Genomic DNA, 16,734 nt, shown 5'->3' with positions numbered 1-16,734 from the left:
AATGATGAAACAAAGTTTACAAACTGCTTTTTCTTGTTCTTCTTTGCTTCTCTCCTATCCTGAACTAGGGTGGAGAGAAGCTGTAACTGAATTGCAAGAAGAGATTGAAACGATAGAAAAGGAAGAAGTTAAAGCATCACTTACAGCCTTTATAAAGCAAGCGCTAGATAAAACGAATGATCAACTCATTGATAGTTACGTATATACATTCGATTTTGGTAAGAAAACAAATATGTATCTTACTTATATGAACACTGGTGAACAAAGAGAAAGAGGTATTGAATTATTAGAGTTAAAGCAGCATTATAAAAAATCTGGTTTTGAAGTAACGGATAAAGAACTACCTGATTATTTACCACTTTTTCTTGAGTTTTTTGCAAATGCAAATGAGCAAGACAGTGAACCAATTATGAATAAATACAAGCAGAATATACAAGCATTACACGTTCAGTTAAAAGAAGCAGGTAGTATGTATGAACCAATTCTTGCGGCTGTGCTACTCGCTATCGAAGCATGGGATGTACAGACAAATTAGAAAGGAGAGTTGTTAAAATGATGAATCAATTTCTATGGGTATTGTTTCCCTATATCATTTTTGCAATCTTTATCGGTGGACATATTTTTAGATACAACTATGATCAATTTGGATGGACATCAAAATCTAGTGAACTATTAGAAAAGAAAATGCTCCGAATCGGAAGTCTATTATTCCACTTTGGGATTATGTTCGTAATTGGCGGTCATGTTATGGGGATATTAATTCCAGAAGCTGTATACCGTTCGATAGGTATTTCTGAGCATACGTATCACATAATGGCAATTAGTTTCGGGCTTCCGGCAGGTGTTGCTTCTATCATCGGTTTAATTATATTAACGTACCGCCGCGTAACTGTAAAACGTATCATTGCAACGAGCACAAAGGGAGATTATATGGCGCTTATTTTATTACTTATCGTAATGTTAGCAGGACTTTCTTCAACATTTTTAAATATCGATTCAAAAGGATTTGATTATCGTACAACAATTGGCCCTTGGTTCCGAAGTCTCTTTATTTTCCAACCGAAAGTTGAATATATGATGGAAGTACCAGTATGGTTTAAAATTCATATTCTTGCAGGGATGGGTTTATTCGCAGTGTGGCCATTTACAAGACTAGTACATGTATTTAGTGCCCCAATTAAATATGTAAGCCGTAGTTATGTAATTTACAGAAGACGTATTCCTAATGAGTTGAAAAAATAATACTGCTGTAAACGGATAGGAGTTAGCAGCTAAAACGAAACGAGGTCTCATATGGCAGGCCTCGTTTTTGTTTACATAGGAAATAATCGTTAATAAGTAGTTTAAATTGAAAAAAGATTAGCATCTAAATAAGATGCTAATCAATGCTACAAACAGAAGCAGAGCAATCTTCACAAGCAATTTCACATTTTAAAAATTGTAAATCGTGGATTGTAATCTTTCCTTTATGAATCGAAATTGTACCTTGCTTTTTTAATTCATTTAACATTCGATTTACACTTTCACGTGAAGTTGCACAGAAATTAGCAAGTTCTTGATTCGTTAATGGTAAATCGATGAGAATCCCATTTTCTTTTAATACACCGTAACTATTTGTCATTCGTATAAGAGTAGAATACAGGGCACCTTTTTTGCCGTGTAATACTAAATCTCGAAACTTCGTTTGCATTCTTCTTAAATGTTCACTAATCCATTTCATAAATTCAAATACAAGTGCGGGTTTTTGGAGTAATGCTTTTTCTAAGGTTTCACGCTTTATAACTCCTACTTCAACATCTTCAAGGCATTTTGAATTTAATAAATACTTCGCATTGTCCGTGAATAATGTTAATTCTCCAATAATGTCGTATGCCGAACAAATACGGAGTGTTAATTCTTGCCCGTCAGCACTTAATTTACTAATTTGTACTTTTCCTGAGTGGATGATATAGAGCTCTGTTGCCTCCATACCCTCTTGAAAAATAAAACTACCTTTTTTAATTTGCATTTTATATTCAACAGATGCAAGTAATTCTTTTAAATCTTGAGATAATGTCATACTGTTTGCCACAGTGATCACCTTTCTTCTTATAAGCAATACATTTCCTATTTTGAGTGTAAGTATGATGAAAATGCAAGAGCTATTTTAAAAATAAATTGAAATTTCAATGACCGTAAGGGGAAGAAATCTTCAGTTTTTAGTTTGAAAAATTCAATAGACAAAGCGGATGAGATTAAAGATGTGAACAAAATTCGAACGGATTTGTGAAGAATTTTTGAATGGGGAAAGTAATGTGAGAAAAGTCACATTGAATATGTAGCTTCTTTTTTATAATGAAGGCAAATAAAAAAATTGAAAGCTTACTAAGGATTGCAGCAGAAAAGAAGGGATATAGATGCACGAGAACATGAAAGATTCTTTAGAACGGCCACTTCAAGATTTACGTATTTCAGTTATTGATCGTTGTAATTTTAGGTGTACATACTGTATGCCTGCTGAAGTGTTCGGACCTGATTACACTTTTTTAAAGGAAGAGCTTTTATTAACGTTCGATGAAATAGAAAGATTAGCGAGATTATTTATAAGTATGGGAGTCAATAAAATTAGGCTTACTGGCGGTGAACCTTTATTGCGTAAAGACTTACCGACGTTAATTGCAAGACTTGCAAAGCTAGAAGGCTTAAAAGATATTGGACTCACAACAAACGGTATTCATTTAGCAAAACAAGCAAAGGCGTTAAAAGAAGCGGGATTAAAACGTGTAAATATTAGTTTAGATGCGATAGAGGATTATGTCTTCAAAAAAATTAATGGACGAAATGTAAGCACAAAACCTGTATTAAAAGGAATTGAAGAAGCGAAGAACGCAGGGTTAGAAGTAAAGGTAAATATGGTCGTAAAAAAAGGAATGAATGATAGTCAAATTCTTCATATGGCTCGTTACTTTAAAGAACAAGAAATTCAGCTCCGTTTTATAGAGTTTATGGATGTGGGCAGTACAAACGGCTGGAACTTTGAACAAGTTATTACGAAGGAACAATTAATAGAGAAGATTAATCGTGTATATCCGATTGAGCCTGTTAAACCTCGTTACTTTGGAGAGGTTGCGAAAATGTATCGATATGTAGGGAGCGATGCAGAAGTTGGATTTATTACTTCTGTTTCTGAGTCATTTTGTTCTTCTTGTACGAGAGCCCGTATTTCGGCAGATGGTAAGTTTTTTACATGTTTATTTGGAACAAAAGGAACGGATTTGCGAACGCTTCTTCGAGAAAATATTTCTGACGCCTCATTATTAAAAATTTTACAACATACATGGCGATATAGAACAGATCGATATTCAGATGAAAGAACGGTTGAAAGTACAAGTAAACGTCCAAAAGTTGAAATGTCTTACATTGGTGGATAGTGAAAGGCGGAGTTCTTATGCAAGAGCGTTATGCAAGACAAGTATTGTTTTCTAGAATTGGTGAAATGGGACAAAGAAAAATAAGAGAAAAGCATGTGCTCCTAATCGGTGCGGGTGCACTAGGAGCTGCAAATGCAGAAGCTCTTGTTAGAATGGGAATTGGGAAATTGACAATTGCTGACCGTGACTACGTCGAATGGAGTAATTTACAACGGCAACAGTTATATACAGAAGAAGATGCACAGCAGTGCAAACCGAAAGCAATTGCAGCGGCAGAGCATTTAAGAAAGATTAATTCTGAAGTGGAAATTGTATCAGTTGTATCGGATGTCACACTGCAAGAAATAAAAGAGTTAACAAAAGAAGTGGATCTCATATTAGATGCGACTGACAATTTTGATACGCGCCTACTTATAAATGACATTTCACAAAAAGAAAATATACCTTGGATATACGGTGGATGTATTGGAAGTTACGGTGTAACGTATACAATTCTTCCAGGGAAAACACCATGTTTTCGCTGCTTAATGGATCATCCTATGGGTGGTGCAACATGCGATACAGCAGGAATCATTCAACCAGCTGTACAAATGGTCGTTACTCATCAAGTAACAGAGGCGATGAAAATATTGGTGGATGATTTCGAGGCGCTAAGAGGAACAATGTTATCATTTGATATTTGGAACAATCAATATCTCTCATTAAAAGTAAATAGACAGAAGAAAAATACATGTCCATCTTGTGGAAATACACGCACGTACCCAAGTTTAACATTTGAAGCACAGATGAAAATGGAAGTGCTATGCGGACGGAATACGGTTCAAATCCGTTCAGGGGTAAAACGTGTTCTTCATTTAGAGGAAGTTCAAAAACGATTACAAAAAAGTGTACTTGTCCAAAAAACGCCTTACTTACTATCATTTCTAATTGATGAATATCGTTTCGTTTTATTTACAGACGGTAGGGCATTTATTCATGGAACAAATGATGTGAAAATAGCAAAACGATTATACGCAAAATATATAGGATGAACAGAAAGAGAGTTGCCCCTTATTAAAACGAGGTGAAAAAGAATGTTAGAAAAACGTATACCAATTCCAGTGGCAGAAGCAGTTGCACGTGTAATGGAATATGCTTACCAAGGTGAAATAGAAAAGGTTTCTCTTATAGAAAGCTACGGTAGAACACTTGGAGAAGATGTTATTGCAGATCATGATGTCCCGCATTTCAATCGTTCTCCATACGACGGATTTGCGATTCGAGCAGAAGATACAAAAGAAGCAAGTAGCAGTAATCCCATTCTGTTTGAAGTGATTGGTGAAATTGGAGCAGGTTTTGTTTTTACAGAAGATGTGAAAGCATTTCAAGCTGTCCGTATTATGACAGGTGCGGCAATTCCTGCGGGGTGTAATGCAGTAGTTATGTTAGAGCTAACGGAAGGATTTGAAGAAAACGAAAAGACTTATATGAAATTGAAACGCTCCTTTGTTGCTGGGGATAACATTTCTTTTAAAGGAGAAGATGTAAAACAAAATAGCATTCTGGTGAAAAAAGGGACTGTTATTAATCCTGGAGTTGCAGCACTTCTTGCTACGTTTGGTTATAGTACGGTATATGTTGTAAAACAGCCAGTCATTGGAATTGTAACGACAGGAAGTGAACTGCTCGAAGTACATGAACAATTAAAGCCAGGGAAGATTCGAAATAGTAACTCTTATATGGTAGCTGCTCAAATTGAACGAGCAGGTGGAATTGTACAGTATTATGGGCAATTCGCTGACAATTTTGAGACGTGTTATAACACTGTAAAAAAAGCGATAAAAGAAGTTGATATATTAATTACAACTGGTGGCATTTCAGTAGGAGACTATGATTATTTACCGGCTATTTATGAGAGATTACAAGCTAATGTACTTTTTAACAAAATAGCGATGCGACCAGGAAGTGTGACAACTGTAGCTGAGTTAGAGGGAAAACTATTATTTGGTCTATCTGGTAATCCTTCTGCTTGTTATGTCGGATGTGAATTGTATGTTCGACCTGTCATTGGAACATACTTGCATAGGAAAGATCCGCACATATATCGTGCAGAGGCAATTTTACAGAAAGACATTTCGAAAGCAAATCCGTTTACTCGTTTTGTAAGAGGGAGAGTAGAAATTGTAGATGGGCAATTGCAAGTTACACCAGTCGGTTTAGATAAATCTAGCGCAATTTCTTCAATTGCAGAAGCGAATGCATTTATCGTTCTGCCGGGAGGAACAAGAGGATTTGAAACAGGAATAACCGTTTCGGTACTGTTATTAGAATCGAACGTCGGAAGTGAGTGGCCGTGGGAAGAGCCGCTTCGATCATACAAGTAATAGAAAAAGAGATTGCTAACTTATATAAGGATCAGAGGTGCAAGATGACACATACGTATTATGAAGTAATTGATACACCTATTTCAATTGAAGAAGTTACAAACAAAGTAATTCGTCGTGAGTGTGGTGCGGTTACTACTTTTATTGGTACTGTTAGAGAATTTACGAAAGGTCGACGTACACTTTGTTTAGAGTATGTAGCTTATAAGACAATGGCGGAGAAACAACTTGAGAGAATTGGCACTGAAGTAGGAGAGAAGTGGCCGGGGACATATGTCGCTATTACACATCGTATTGGTACATTACAAATTTCTGATCTTGCTGTTGTTGTCGCTGTTTCTACACCACACCGGAAAGCTGCATATGAGGCGAACGAATATATTATGGAGCGTATTAAACAAATTGTTCCAATTTGGAAGAAAGAGTTTTGGGAAAATGGTGAGTCATGGATAGGTGATCAGTTAGAGAAGGTAACATATGCAAATGGTGAGCCTGGAAAGGAGAGGAGTATATGATTGAAGTACTATTATTTGCACATTTACAAGAAGAAGTAAGTAAGCCAGCATTACACATAGATTGTGAAAATATTACAGTTGCGAAGCTGAAGGAAGTTCTGATTAAGGAATATAATGTAGCAATTTCAAACGAGATTATGGTCGCGATAAATGAAGAGTATGCAAATGAGGATGACATCATTCAAGTTGGCGATGTCGTAGCAATGATTCCGCCAGTAAGTGGTGGTTGATTCTTCTCAGCCTAATCATGTTAGGACGTGATTAGGCTGGAGAGAATAAATATAACTATGCATACATAGGAGGGAACAGGATGAAAAGTCCTAATTTTCAATTAATTTTACAAACTTCTAATCTAGTTATCGGTTTTATGGTATGGGTCATTTTATCATCATTAATGCCTTATATTAAAGCGGATATTCCATTAACTGCGGGACAAATTTCTATGGTAACAGCAGTACCGGTTATTTTAGGTTCTGTTCTTCGCATTCCAATTGGTTATTGGACAAATCGTTTCGGAGCAAGAAAATTATTCTTTATTAGTTTTATTTTATTATTATTTCCTGTCTTTTATATTAGTGTTGCCAATTCTATGATGGATTTAATTATTGGTGGATTATTTGTCGGAATCGGTGGTGCTGTATTCTCTGTAGGGGTAACTTCTTTACCAAAATACTTTCCGAAAGAGAGTCACGGTTTTGTAAATGGTATTTACGGTGTAGGTAATGCCGGAACAGCAATTACTTCATTTTTAGCGCCTGTTATCGCAACTTCAGTTGGCTGGAGAGCGACAGTACAATGTTATTTGGTTTTACTTGCAGCATTTGCACTTATGAATTTTTTATTAGGCGATCGTAAAGAGAAAAAGGTGAATACACCATTAATGGAACAAATAAAAGGTGTATATAAAAATGAAAAACTTTGGTTTTTATGTATCTTTTACTTTTTAACATTCGGATCATTTGTCGCATTTACCGTATACTTACCAAACTTTTTAGTATCTCACTTCGGATTAGAGAAAGTAGATGCAGGTATGCGGACAGCTGGATTCATCGTACTCGCAACAATTATGCGCCCAATTGGTGGTTGGCTCGGTGATAAGTTTAATCCATTTAAAATATTAATCTTTGTATTTATCGGTTTAACACTTTCAGGTATTATTTTATCATTTATGCCTAGCATGAACGTGTATACATTTGGTTGCCTACTAGTCGCATTTTGTGCAGGTATAGGTAATGGTACAATCTTTAAACTCGTTCCAATGTATTTCTCAGAACAAGCTGGTATTGTAAATGGTCTCGTATCAGCTTTAGGTGGACTAGGAGGATTCTTCCCACCGCTAATTTTAACGTTACTATTCCAATTAACAGGTCATTATGCAATTGGATTTATGGCGTTATCAGAAGTCGCACTTGCTTGTTTAATCATTACAGTATGGATGTATAGCCAAGAGAAATTGTTAGTGATGTTAAAGAATCATTAATAAGGAAAAAGAACCATCCCAAAGTATTTTGGGATGGTTCTTTTTGTAATAGGCTTCAACATGTTTTTATTGCTATCTCAACAAACGCTCGTTTTCTAAAAGAATGTGTTTTTAAAATGAAAAACAGAAGGTTTATGGAATTTTATTTTAAAATATAGAAGTCAAAAGTTATTCAATTAAAGGGTAGATTAGTGAAGGAAATCTTAAATCTATTCTAAAGATCGAACTCATTTTTAGAATGCAAATATTTAATTGAATCGGGATGTTTAGATGAAAAAAATATAAGTCCACTCAAGATAAACAAGTATCAGGTATGTTAGGTGTTTTAAGCGACAAGTATGGAATTGATGTAAGTATTCTTCGCATAGTAACTGCAGTATCAGATTTTTCTAGGGCCAGATTTTTTGGTAAGGCTAATGGATATTGTGAAAAAGAATACTTATAAATAAAAAATACCGTTTAGGTTGATAAGATAAAATTATGAATTTGTATAAACAATCCATAATTTTCTTTATGAGTTATATTTGATATGTTAAAGAAAAGAGAGGGGAGGGAAATGAAATAAGAATTTTTGATGAGCATTTTCATATTATTGATTTAAGTTTTCTGATTATTAAGAACTGAGGGTGTTTTCAGACGAAATAAATGTGGTCCATATTTAGTAAAGAGTTTAATCCAACTATAATATATTTGGAATGAGGTTTTACATGTTTGTTTTTATTATATTAGACGTGATATTACCAATATTAATATTGATGCTAATTGGTGCAATCTTACAAAGAAAGTTTCAATTTAACTTAAAGCAGCTATCTACACTTATTACTTATTGCTTGATGCCAGCGGCTGTATTTGTGAATATATATGATATTCGTATAGAAACAGGTTTGTTGCTCCAGATAATATACTATTTAATGCTTTATAGTCTGAGTCTGATCATAGTAAGTCATTTCATTTCAAAAATATTAAAGTTAGAAAAAGGAGAAAGTGCAGCTCTAAAAAATAGCATTTCGTTAATGAATTCCGGTAATTATGGGTTACCAGTAAGTCAATTGATTTTCAGTCACAATCCAGTGGGGGTTTCCATTCAAATTTTTATTGTTATTTTCCAGAATCTTTTAACTTATTCATATGGGATATATAACTTACTATCAGCAACAAAAACAATCGGAGGTATTATTCAATCATTTCTAAGACTGCCTGTATTTCATGCACTCGTATTAGGGGTTTTCTTTCAATCTTTTACAATTCAAATACCTAATTCTATCTTTATTCCTCTTAATCAGCTTGCGAATGGTTTTGTTGCAATAGCACTCATATTGCTAGGGGCACAATTATCCAACATTAAGCTTAATTTTTTCCATCGAGTCATAACATGGGCTTTAATTGGAAGGTTACTGATGGGACCATTATTAGCACTTGCTATGATATATCTACTAAACATGGATGGTATTGTTGCACAATCATTATTTATTGCAAGTTCTTTTCCTACGTCAAGAAATACATCAACCATTGCTATGGAGTATCAAATAGAACCTGAATTACATGCACAAATCGTTTTATTTTCAACACTTTTCAGCATTATTACAGTAACTGTCGTTATTTATTTGTCATATATTTTGTTTTGAATGTACGTGCAAAAAACGAATAGATTTGAGGTGGTAAATGATGGACGGAAATCCCATCGATATGAGAAGAAAACAGTCTTAAATATATTGAGTGTCGTTTACAATTGTACTATGTCTGATAATCAAGTGGCTTAATTCAAAAAAAGGAACCTCATTAGGGGTTATTTCGTATGTAAATCTTTAAAGCATCTACATATAGATTTGCGAAAAAAGACATAATCTCGCTTATAATTGACGTTACATGAGCTTAGGTTGATAGTGATGGGGGAGCGTCAAGTAAGAATTTTATCTTTATTGATTCCATGTAGTTTTTCCGTATTATTGTAAATAAGGGGGATGATTCCAAGTTGAGTAAACAGAATATCAGCACAACAGTTTCAGGAGATATAATTGTTACCCATCTAGTTGGTAATATAAAAACAGATGATGTGTATGAATGGTTTAATGGTTTCGAGCAGGTTTGTCAGCAATTCATTTCCGAAGGGCGGAAATACAAATTGTTGGTGGATAGAAAAGGATACACGCCAAATCATTTTTCTGTTCAAAAAGTATGGAAAGAGAAGTTTTTCAATGAAACCATTTTGAATCACAGTAAGGCAATTGCATTTCTCCTTGAAGAGGGGGAGATAATGGATTATTTACAACAATCTAATACGAAAGAATCTGTGAGATTTTTTGATGATTATGAACAAGCGCTAATTTGGTTGAATGAATATCCAATATAAAACCTATATTGAAGCAGTTGCTCTCAAGCAACTGTTTTTTATGTCCGTAATTGTTGACGTTGTTTCCAGGCTTCCAACACCGTTATTTTTCTTCACAGATTCTTGTCCAATTGCTTGTCTGAGCCTAAAAAACGAAACTAAAGCAAAAAGAACAAACGCCTCTAAAAACGTTTGTTCAAAGTTAATTACTATTTTAGCTGAGTGATAGATTACAATTTGCGAGTATGAGAAAGTTTTTTTATAAGTTTAGGAAGTATAGATGTTAATTCTTGCTTCATGCGCTTCGTAAACGATGGGTCCTTACCTGAAGTTGAAATAGTGACAACATATTCATCATTTCGAATGACACCAGGTGTGTGAAAAGATGATGCTGTACTACCACTTACAACGTTAACCCACTGGAAATCATGAGCGGCCTGTTTGACCATCATATTTACAGCATGTTGATTTGTAGCTGCATAAATAAGATGAGCATCTTTAATATCATCATTACTAAAAGTTTTTTGCTTCCAAGTAATATAAGAAAGTTCCTTCATTTCCTCGCAAATTTCTGGGCTGACAACAGTGACGAAAGCACCTGTATTTTTTAATCCAGACGCTTTTCGATATGCAATTTTACCTCCACCAATGATAACGACCACTTTATTTTGTAGATTAAACATAAGAGGGTACATGTTATACATATATGCATTCCTCCATTCGTTCTAATAATGTTAACTTCATGTATGTATCAAACTGAAGACAGTTACAAGTCGTAACGTGATCATATTTTTTTGTATGCAATTTAATTTTTTGAAGTAATAATCCGGTAAAGAGAAGATACGGCATGACATATACATGGGACGCAGTCGATGTTATAGCCTTGAGCTCAGCAGCAAAAGAGGGAGTTCCTTTCGTTAAAAAGGAACAGGATACTGGCATACCAAGTTTTTGTTCGACAGCTGCTCTGATTTGTTGTAATTCATGTATCGGTTGTGGATCACTACTGCCTCGTCCTACGAGTAAAATACTACTATTTTGCATTGACATAGCTTCACGTATTCTTTTCACTACAAGTTCCACCATATGTGGATGTGTACTAAAAGGAGGTACAACTGAAAATGTTATTTGTGGATATTTCTTTTGTAGTTGCTCTATTTCAAAAGGAATATCACGTTTATAGTGAGCTGCTGCAAATAATAAAACAGGTACAATCATTATTTCAGTTACTCCCTCTATTATCGTTTCTGTAACTGCATCCGAAATAGTAGGTGTCGTTAGTTCTAGAAAAGCTATTTTTTGAATTCTTTCGTTTCGCTCTTTCATAACAGATTGAATAAATTGAATGAATTGTTCATTACCTTCTTGTAGCCGGCTCCCATGTCCAACATATACAATTCCTTTCATTGTCTCACCATGTCTTTCTTCATAAGAGTTTCTTGTAATTGATGATCTACGTTATGAAACCCAACTTTATTTGCATAGTGTAAAGTTGGAACGTCGGTATACGAGAATGGGAGAGTAAGAATATTGATAAAGCCAAGGCGTTTTATTTCTGCTAGAAACGTATCAATAGAAGCACGACCTTCAAATACAATGCTATCCCATGAGAATTCAGAAAGAATACGTGAATGAATTTCATCGAAGCGATGATCAATTGTGTACTCATGAGTCATCATATAGGAACCAGCACCAATTTTTTCTTGAATAACAGCAATTCGGTTAATGTTTCGTCCTAAATAAATCGTTGAATTCGAAGAAAATTGCGCAGGTTTACTGAACAATCCATATTGCATGAGCTTTTCTTGAATAGAAAGGTTCATATACTGAAGTTCTGCCTGTAAGGAACGAATATCTTTATGATATTTACTGCATGATTGCATTAAGATGTCTACACTGTCAGCGGAACAAAATACAAGACGATCAACGTTAAAAATCTTATTGATTTGTTCAGAGGTTAATGTGTATTCTTTCTTTTTGAAAGTTGGAATTTGATATATTTCTGCACCGGACTCTTGTAACATTTGCTTTATTGCGCTTTTTTTATTTGTTGCAGATGCAAATAAAATTTTCTTGCTGTGCAATGGCTTGCGTTCTTTCCAAGAGATTTGATTACGTAAGGAAACGACATCACCAACAATTGTCATAGAAGGATTAGAAATATTTTCGTTTTTGACAATAGAAACAATGGTAGACAGTGTCCCTGTGACAACGCGCTGTTTACCAGTTGTACCCCATTCAATGACTGCTACTGGCGTATCTTCTTTTTTTCCTGCTTGTAGTAAGTTTTCACAAATTGTAGGTAAGTTTTTTATACCCATGTAGTAGGCAATCGTGTCGCTATTGTAAGATGAATTATATTTTCCATGATCGCTTAAAGGACCTTTTGCATGTCCGGTTAATAAAGTGACACTATTACTGTAGTCACGGTGGGTGAGGGGAATACCTGCATAGATACTAGCGGCGATGCTAGATGTAATACCTGGTACAATTTCATATGGAATATTTGCTGATGCTAAAGTTTCTGCTTCTTCACCAACACGGCCAAAAATAGATGGATCTCCGCCTTTTAAGCGGACTACGATTTTTCCTTCTTTCGCAAATTGAAGGAGGTGTGAGTTAATCATTTCTTGACGCATAGTATGATTCTTTGGCATTTTTCCGCAATAAATAAGTTCACATGTTTCTTTTGTATAATTAAGAAAGGAAGGGTTTAATAAGCGGTCATATAAGACGATATCTGCACGATTTAAGCACTCTATCGCTTTTTTTGTAATAAGCCCTTCATCACCTGGTCCTGCACCAACTAAATATACATATCCGTTCATATTCGCACCTCGTCTATTTTTATTTAAAAGGAAGCCAGGGGAGGCTTCCTTTTGTAAATTACATGTATATATAAATATCTCCGTCAATAACTTCTACTTCATACGTTTGAATACAACCGTCATCAGGTTTTTGAACTTCACCTGTTAGTAGTGAAATTTTCCAATCATGTAGTGGACAAAAGACGAATTCTCCAGATACAATACCTTCCGCTAATGGCCCGTTTTTATGAGGACAACGATTTTCTACAGCTCGAATATCGCCATTTGAAAGGCGGAATAGGGCGAAAGACATACCTTTCATTTGCACCTCTTTACCGATTTGAATAGGAAGGTCTTCTGCACGCATAACTTTTATTTTTTCTTTCGTTTGTATCATATAGGTCACAGCTCCTTATTTCACAGTTTCTACTTCATACATCGCTTTTAATGATTTCGTTTCTAGTGCTTGTCCCCATGCTTCTTTATATGTGCCACGAGCTTTTTGGAAACGTTCATTTAACGTAGTAACCATATTTGCATCTTGCAGTAGTTCTTTTATGTGATCGAAGCCTAAACGTTCTGTCCAGTAGGCAGTACGCTCTCCGTAAATACCAGTTTCACGATAATATTGCATGTAAGCTGTAGCGATGCGAAGGACATCATCTTCAGTAGGGACAATCATTACAAAATCAGCTTCACGTACTTCTGTGCCACCATTTCCGCCAATACAAAGTTGATATCCATTTTCGACACAAACAACGCCAAAATCTTTCGTCAGTACTTCCGCACAGTTACGCGGACAACCAGTTACACCCATTTTCATTTTATGAGGTGTATCTACCATTTCTAATGATTGTTCAAGCAACATACCAAGTCCTAATGAATCTTTCGTACCGAAACGGCAAAAACGAGAGCCAACACATGATTTTACATTACGAAGAGATTTTGAATACGCATATCCAGAAGTCATATTTAAGTCAGCCCATACGTTAGGTAAATCTTGTTTCTTGACACCGTATAAGCCAATTCGGCTTGCACCGGTAATTTTCACAAGTGGAACATCATACTTCTTCGCAACTTCAGCAATTTTCATTAAATCGTCTGCTGTTGTAACGCCTCCGTACATACGTGGAATAACAGAGAATGTACCATCGTGCTGGATGTTACCATTCATTCTTTCATTAACGAAACGGGACGATTTATCATCTTCATATTCTTCTGGAATCGCCATACGTAAATAGTAGTTTAAAGCAGGGCGGCATTTCGAACAGCCGTCTTCATGTGCAAAACCAAGAACATTTCGTACTTCTTTTGGAGATTTTAAGCCTTTCTCGTGAATGGCCGCTACGACTTCATCACGGGATAAAGGTGTACATCCACACATACCGGCAGATTGCGCTGAGGCATCAAAAGCATCTCCAAGTGTATGAGATAAAACTTGTTCCACAAGCGGACGACATTTACCACAAGACCCTGCGGCTTTCGTACAGCCTTTAACTTCTTCAAAAGTCGTTAACTCTTGTTCTAAAATGGCGTGAACGATTGTACCTTTCGTAACACCATTACATCCGCAAATCGTGTCATCAGCACTCATAGTAGCAACGTTAAGTTCACTTTCTTCACCAGCTTTGTGAAGAAGAGAAGCGGCTGTATATTCTTGTATATCTTCTTCTTTCTTTAACATGCTAAAGAGGCGTGTTCCGTCAGCTGTGTCACCATATAAAACGATACCGATGACTTTATTGTCACGAATTAATACTTTTTTATAGGAACGTTTACATTCATCAAAGATTGATATTGCTTTCGTTTGAGCATCTTCATAAATTTGACCAGCAGAGAATAAATCACAACCTGCAACTTTTAATTGCGTACCGACGATACTGCCCGAATATCCATCAGTTTGTAAATTTGTTATATGTTTTGCTAATATCGCACCTTGTTCATAAAGAGGAGCAACAAGTCCATATGCGATACCGTCATGCTCTGCACATTCTCCAACTGCATAAATGGACTCATCATTTGTTAGCATATAGTCATTGACTACAATACCGCGATTTACAATTAAACCAGCATCTTTTGCTATTTGCGTATTTGGGCGTATTCCGACAGCCATTACGACTAAATCACAATCTACAACTTCACCATCTTCAAATTGAATGCCCTCAACATGGTCTGTACCAAGAATTTTTACAGTTTTCTTTTCCATTAGAAATTTCATGCCTTGCGCTTCCAAATCTTCGCGTAATAGAGAAGCTGCTTTCGTATCTAGTTGCTGCTCCATTAAGTTTGGCATTAAATGAACAACATGTACGTCCATCCCTAAGTCAATAAGACCTCTTGCGGCTTCTAAACCAAGTAACCCACCACCAATAACAACGGCCTTTTTCTTTTCTTTAGCGGTGTCTATCATAAATTGTGTATCTTCAATTGTTCGAAATCCTGTTACACCAGGAAGAGTAGAACCTTCAACAGGTAAAATAAAAGCACTAGAACCTGTTGCGATAATGAGTTTGTCATATGTAAGAGTACGATTTTTTTCTGTGATAATGATTTTTGCTTCTCGGTTAATAATTTGAACTCTTTCGTTTGTATATAAAGTTATTTCGTTTTCTTCATACCAACTGTATTCATTCATAATGATATCTTGCATATTTGTTTTGCCTTGTAAAACGTGAGAGAGCATAATGCGATTGTAGTTTGGATGCGGTTCATCTCCCAAAATAGTAATCTCATATGAATCACTATTATGTTTTAATATTTCTTCCATACAGCGTATTCCAGCCATACCATTTCCGATCATAACTAAACGTTTTTTCATTTTCGTTTCCCCTTTTTCTGTGAAATGTTGAACAAAGGATTATATTTCTATTATAGAAAATCCAAAAAAGGGGAGATGTGATATTTATCACATTTTTATAATGATTCACAAATTGTTAAAATTCGGATTTATTCGAGAGGGATGTGTATATTCTTTACCAAATGAAAAAACAGGACATAAGTATGTATACTCATGTCCTGCACTTGATTTATACTCTCGTAATTGCACGTGGAAATAAAATGTTATTTTCTAAATGAATATGCTCAAATAAATCAGACTCTAGTGCTTCAAGGCGTTGGTAAACAAGTCGATAAGTGCCGCAAGCTCCTTCTGGAGGAGTAAAGTCATTTGTAACTTTACGAAGCTCTTTAATAATGTTGCCTGCGTGGTTATGTTCATTTTCCAACTTATCTACTACTTTACGTAAATTCACATAGTTTTCTTCAATTGGATTTTGTTCAAATTCTAAAATTAATGGAAAATCTTCTGTTTCTTCTTTAATTAAATGTTGTTCTAATTCCATCTTTAATTCGTGAAATAGCTTATGAATTTGAGCTAAGTGAGGCTGACTTGCTCCGTGGACGCGTAATACTTTCGTCACATACGGACTTAACTGTGGTAATTCTTCATTTAAATAGCGATGATGCTTATTTATAACATAATCAATCAATTCACGATAAGAAGCATTTTTCCAATCAATTTCAGATTCATTTAATCGTTTCGTATTATTATAAAGTGTATTTAATTCTGTAAGTACTTCTGTTGCTGATAAATTTCTTTCATGAATTGCATCAATAAGTGGTTTATTACCACCACAACAAAAGTCTATTCTATATGATTTAAAAAGATCACTAGCTTTCGGGAATTGTGTAACGATCTCACCGACAATAGAAGTTTCAGTAAATGCATGTTTCATATGAACGCCTCCATAAAGTTTGAATGTAATAACTAAATTAAGAATAGCGATAAATGAAAATCAATGTGGTGATTGAAATCACTTATTATGTGTCAG

Annotated in this window: 17 protein-coding genes; 10 read left to right on the top strand and 7 right to left on the bottom strand. The window is 35.2% G+C overall.

Annotated elements, in window-relative coordinates:
- Positions 1-4: 4 nt before the first annotated feature.
- Together narJ and narI are read left to right on the top strand one after the other, a co-directional pair.
- Positions 5-535, top strand: coding sequence for a nitrate reductase molybdenum cofactor assembly chaperone (gene narJ / locus AC1Q8L_RS02005; RefSeq protein ID WP_002093968.1), 531 nt, complete (start codon positions 5-7; stop codon positions 533-535).
- A 17-nt stretch (positions 536-552) separates the two neighbouring features.
- Positions 553-1,242, top strand: a complete 690-nt coding sequence (gene narI / locus AC1Q8L_RS02000; RefSeq protein WP_025117810.1) for a respiratory nitrate reductase subunit gamma — start codon at positions 553-555, stop codon at positions 1,240-1,242.
- Positions 1,243-1,378: 136 nt separating this feature from the next.
- On the opposite strand, the gene AC1Q8L_RS01995 is transcribed toward narI, so the two are convergent.
- Positions 1,379-2,071 (bottom strand): Crp/Fnr family transcriptional regulator, encoded by a 693-nt coding sequence (locus tag AC1Q8L_RS01995; RefSeq protein WP_000013863.1) that lies wholly within the window; start codon positions 2,069-2,071, stop codon positions 1,379-1,381.
- 325 nt (positions 2,072-2,396) lie between these two features.
- Here AC1Q8L_RS01995 and moaA point away from each other — a divergent pair, with 325 nt between their 5' ends.
- From moaA to AC1Q8L_RS01955, 8 genes are all read left to right on the top strand, one after another.
- Positions 2,397-3,410, top strand: coding sequence for a GTP 3',8-cyclase MoaA (gene moaA / locus AC1Q8L_RS01990; RefSeq protein ID WP_025117811.1), 1,014 nt, complete (start codon positions 2,397-2,399; stop codon positions 3,408-3,410).
- Positions 3,411-3,427: 17 nt separating this feature from the next.
- Positions 3,428-4,441, top strand: coding sequence for a molybdopterin-synthase adenylyltransferase MoeB (locus AC1Q8L_RS01985; protein WP_001158065.1), 1,014 nt, complete (start codon positions 3,428-3,430; stop codon positions 4,439-4,441).
- A 42-nt stretch (positions 4,442-4,483) separates the two neighbouring features.
- Positions 4,484-5,773: a molybdopterin molybdotransferase MoeA gene (locus tag AC1Q8L_RS01980; protein WP_000890785.1), complete on the top strand. Its 1,290-nt coding sequence runs from the start codon at positions 4,484-4,486 to the stop codon at positions 5,771-5,773.
- 44 nt (positions 5,774-5,817) lie between these two features.
- Complete coding sequence (locus tag AC1Q8L_RS01975) at positions 5,818-6,288, top strand: molybdenum cofactor biosynthesis protein MoaE (RefSeq protein ID WP_000149961.1); 471 nt, start codon at positions 5,818-5,820, stop codon at positions 6,286-6,288.
- Positions 6,285-6,518 (top strand): molybdopterin converting factor subunit 1, encoded by a 234-nt coding sequence (gene moaD / locus AC1Q8L_RS01970; protein ID WP_000573676.1) that lies wholly within the window; start codon positions 6,285-6,287, stop codon positions 6,516-6,518. Before AC1Q8L_RS01975 ends, moaD begins: the two co-directional genes overlap by 4 nt.
- Before the next feature lie 80 nt (positions 6,519-6,598).
- The gene (gene narK, locus AC1Q8L_RS01965; RefSeq protein ID WP_000841839.1) at positions 6,599-7,768 is read left to right on the top strand and encodes a nitrate transporter NarK; all 1,170 of its coding nucleotides are present in this window, start codon (positions 6,599-6,601) and stop codon (positions 7,766-7,768) included.
- Positions 7,769-8,475: 707 nt separating this feature from the next.
- Complete coding sequence (locus tag AC1Q8L_RS01960; RefSeq protein ID WP_000497496.1) at positions 8,476-9,393, top strand: AEC family transporter; 918 nt, start codon at positions 8,476-8,478, stop codon at positions 9,391-9,393.
- A gap of 317 nt (positions 9,394-9,710) precedes the next feature.
- Positions 9,711-10,118: an STAS/SEC14 domain-containing protein gene (locus tag AC1Q8L_RS01955; protein ID WP_232292659.1), complete on the top strand. Its 408-nt coding sequence runs from the start codon at positions 9,711-9,713 to the stop codon at positions 10,116-10,118.
- A 209-nt stretch (positions 10,119-10,327) separates the two neighbouring features.
- Here the strand turns inward: AC1Q8L_RS01955 and AC1Q8L_RS01950 are convergent, their stop codons facing one another.
- From AC1Q8L_RS01950 to ric, 6 genes are all read right to left on the bottom strand, one after another.
- A complete protein-coding gene (locus tag AC1Q8L_RS01950) occupies positions 10,328-10,801 on the bottom strand; it encodes a precorrin-2 dehydrogenase (protein ID WP_000282601.1) in 474 nt (157 codons plus the stop codon).
- Entirely contained in the window at positions 10,794-11,504 is a 711-nt protein-coding gene (locus tag AC1Q8L_RS01945; protein WP_025117814.1) for a sirohydrochlorin chelatase, read from the bottom strand. The genes AC1Q8L_RS01950 and AC1Q8L_RS01945 overlap by 8 nt, the downstream gene beginning before the upstream one ends.
- Positions 11,501-12,925, bottom strand: a complete 1,425-nt coding sequence (locus tag AC1Q8L_RS01940) for a uroporphyrin-III C-methyltransferase (protein WP_001014974.1) — start codon at positions 12,923-12,925, stop codon at positions 11,501-11,503. Before AC1Q8L_RS01940 ends, AC1Q8L_RS01945 begins: the two co-directional genes overlap by 4 nt.
- Positions 12,926-12,983: 58 nt before the next feature.
- On the bottom strand, positions 12,984-13,301 hold the full coding sequence (nirD, locus tag AC1Q8L_RS01935; RefSeq protein ID WP_000616683.1) for a nitrite reductase small subunit NirD: 318 nt from the start codon (positions 13,299-13,301) through the stop codon (positions 12,984-12,986).
- A gap of 15 nt (positions 13,302-13,316) precedes the next feature.
- The gene (gene nirB / locus AC1Q8L_RS01930; protein ID WP_025117815.1) at positions 13,317-15,722 is read right to left on the bottom strand and encodes an NADPH-nitrite reductase large subunit; all 2,406 of its coding nucleotides are present in this window, start codon (positions 15,720-15,722) and stop codon (positions 13,317-13,319) included.
- A 208-nt stretch (positions 15,723-15,930) separates the two neighbouring features.
- Positions 15,931-16,638, bottom strand: coding sequence for an iron-sulfur cluster repair di-iron protein (gene ric, locus AC1Q8L_RS01925; RefSeq protein WP_000679631.1), 708 nt, complete (start codon positions 16,636-16,638; stop codon positions 15,931-15,933).
- Positions 16,639-16,734: the final 96 nt, after the last annotated feature.

The organism is Bacillus sp. GW823-FHT06A11 (assembly GCF_058795355.1).
This window is presented reverse-complemented; position numbering and strand designations above follow the sequence as displayed.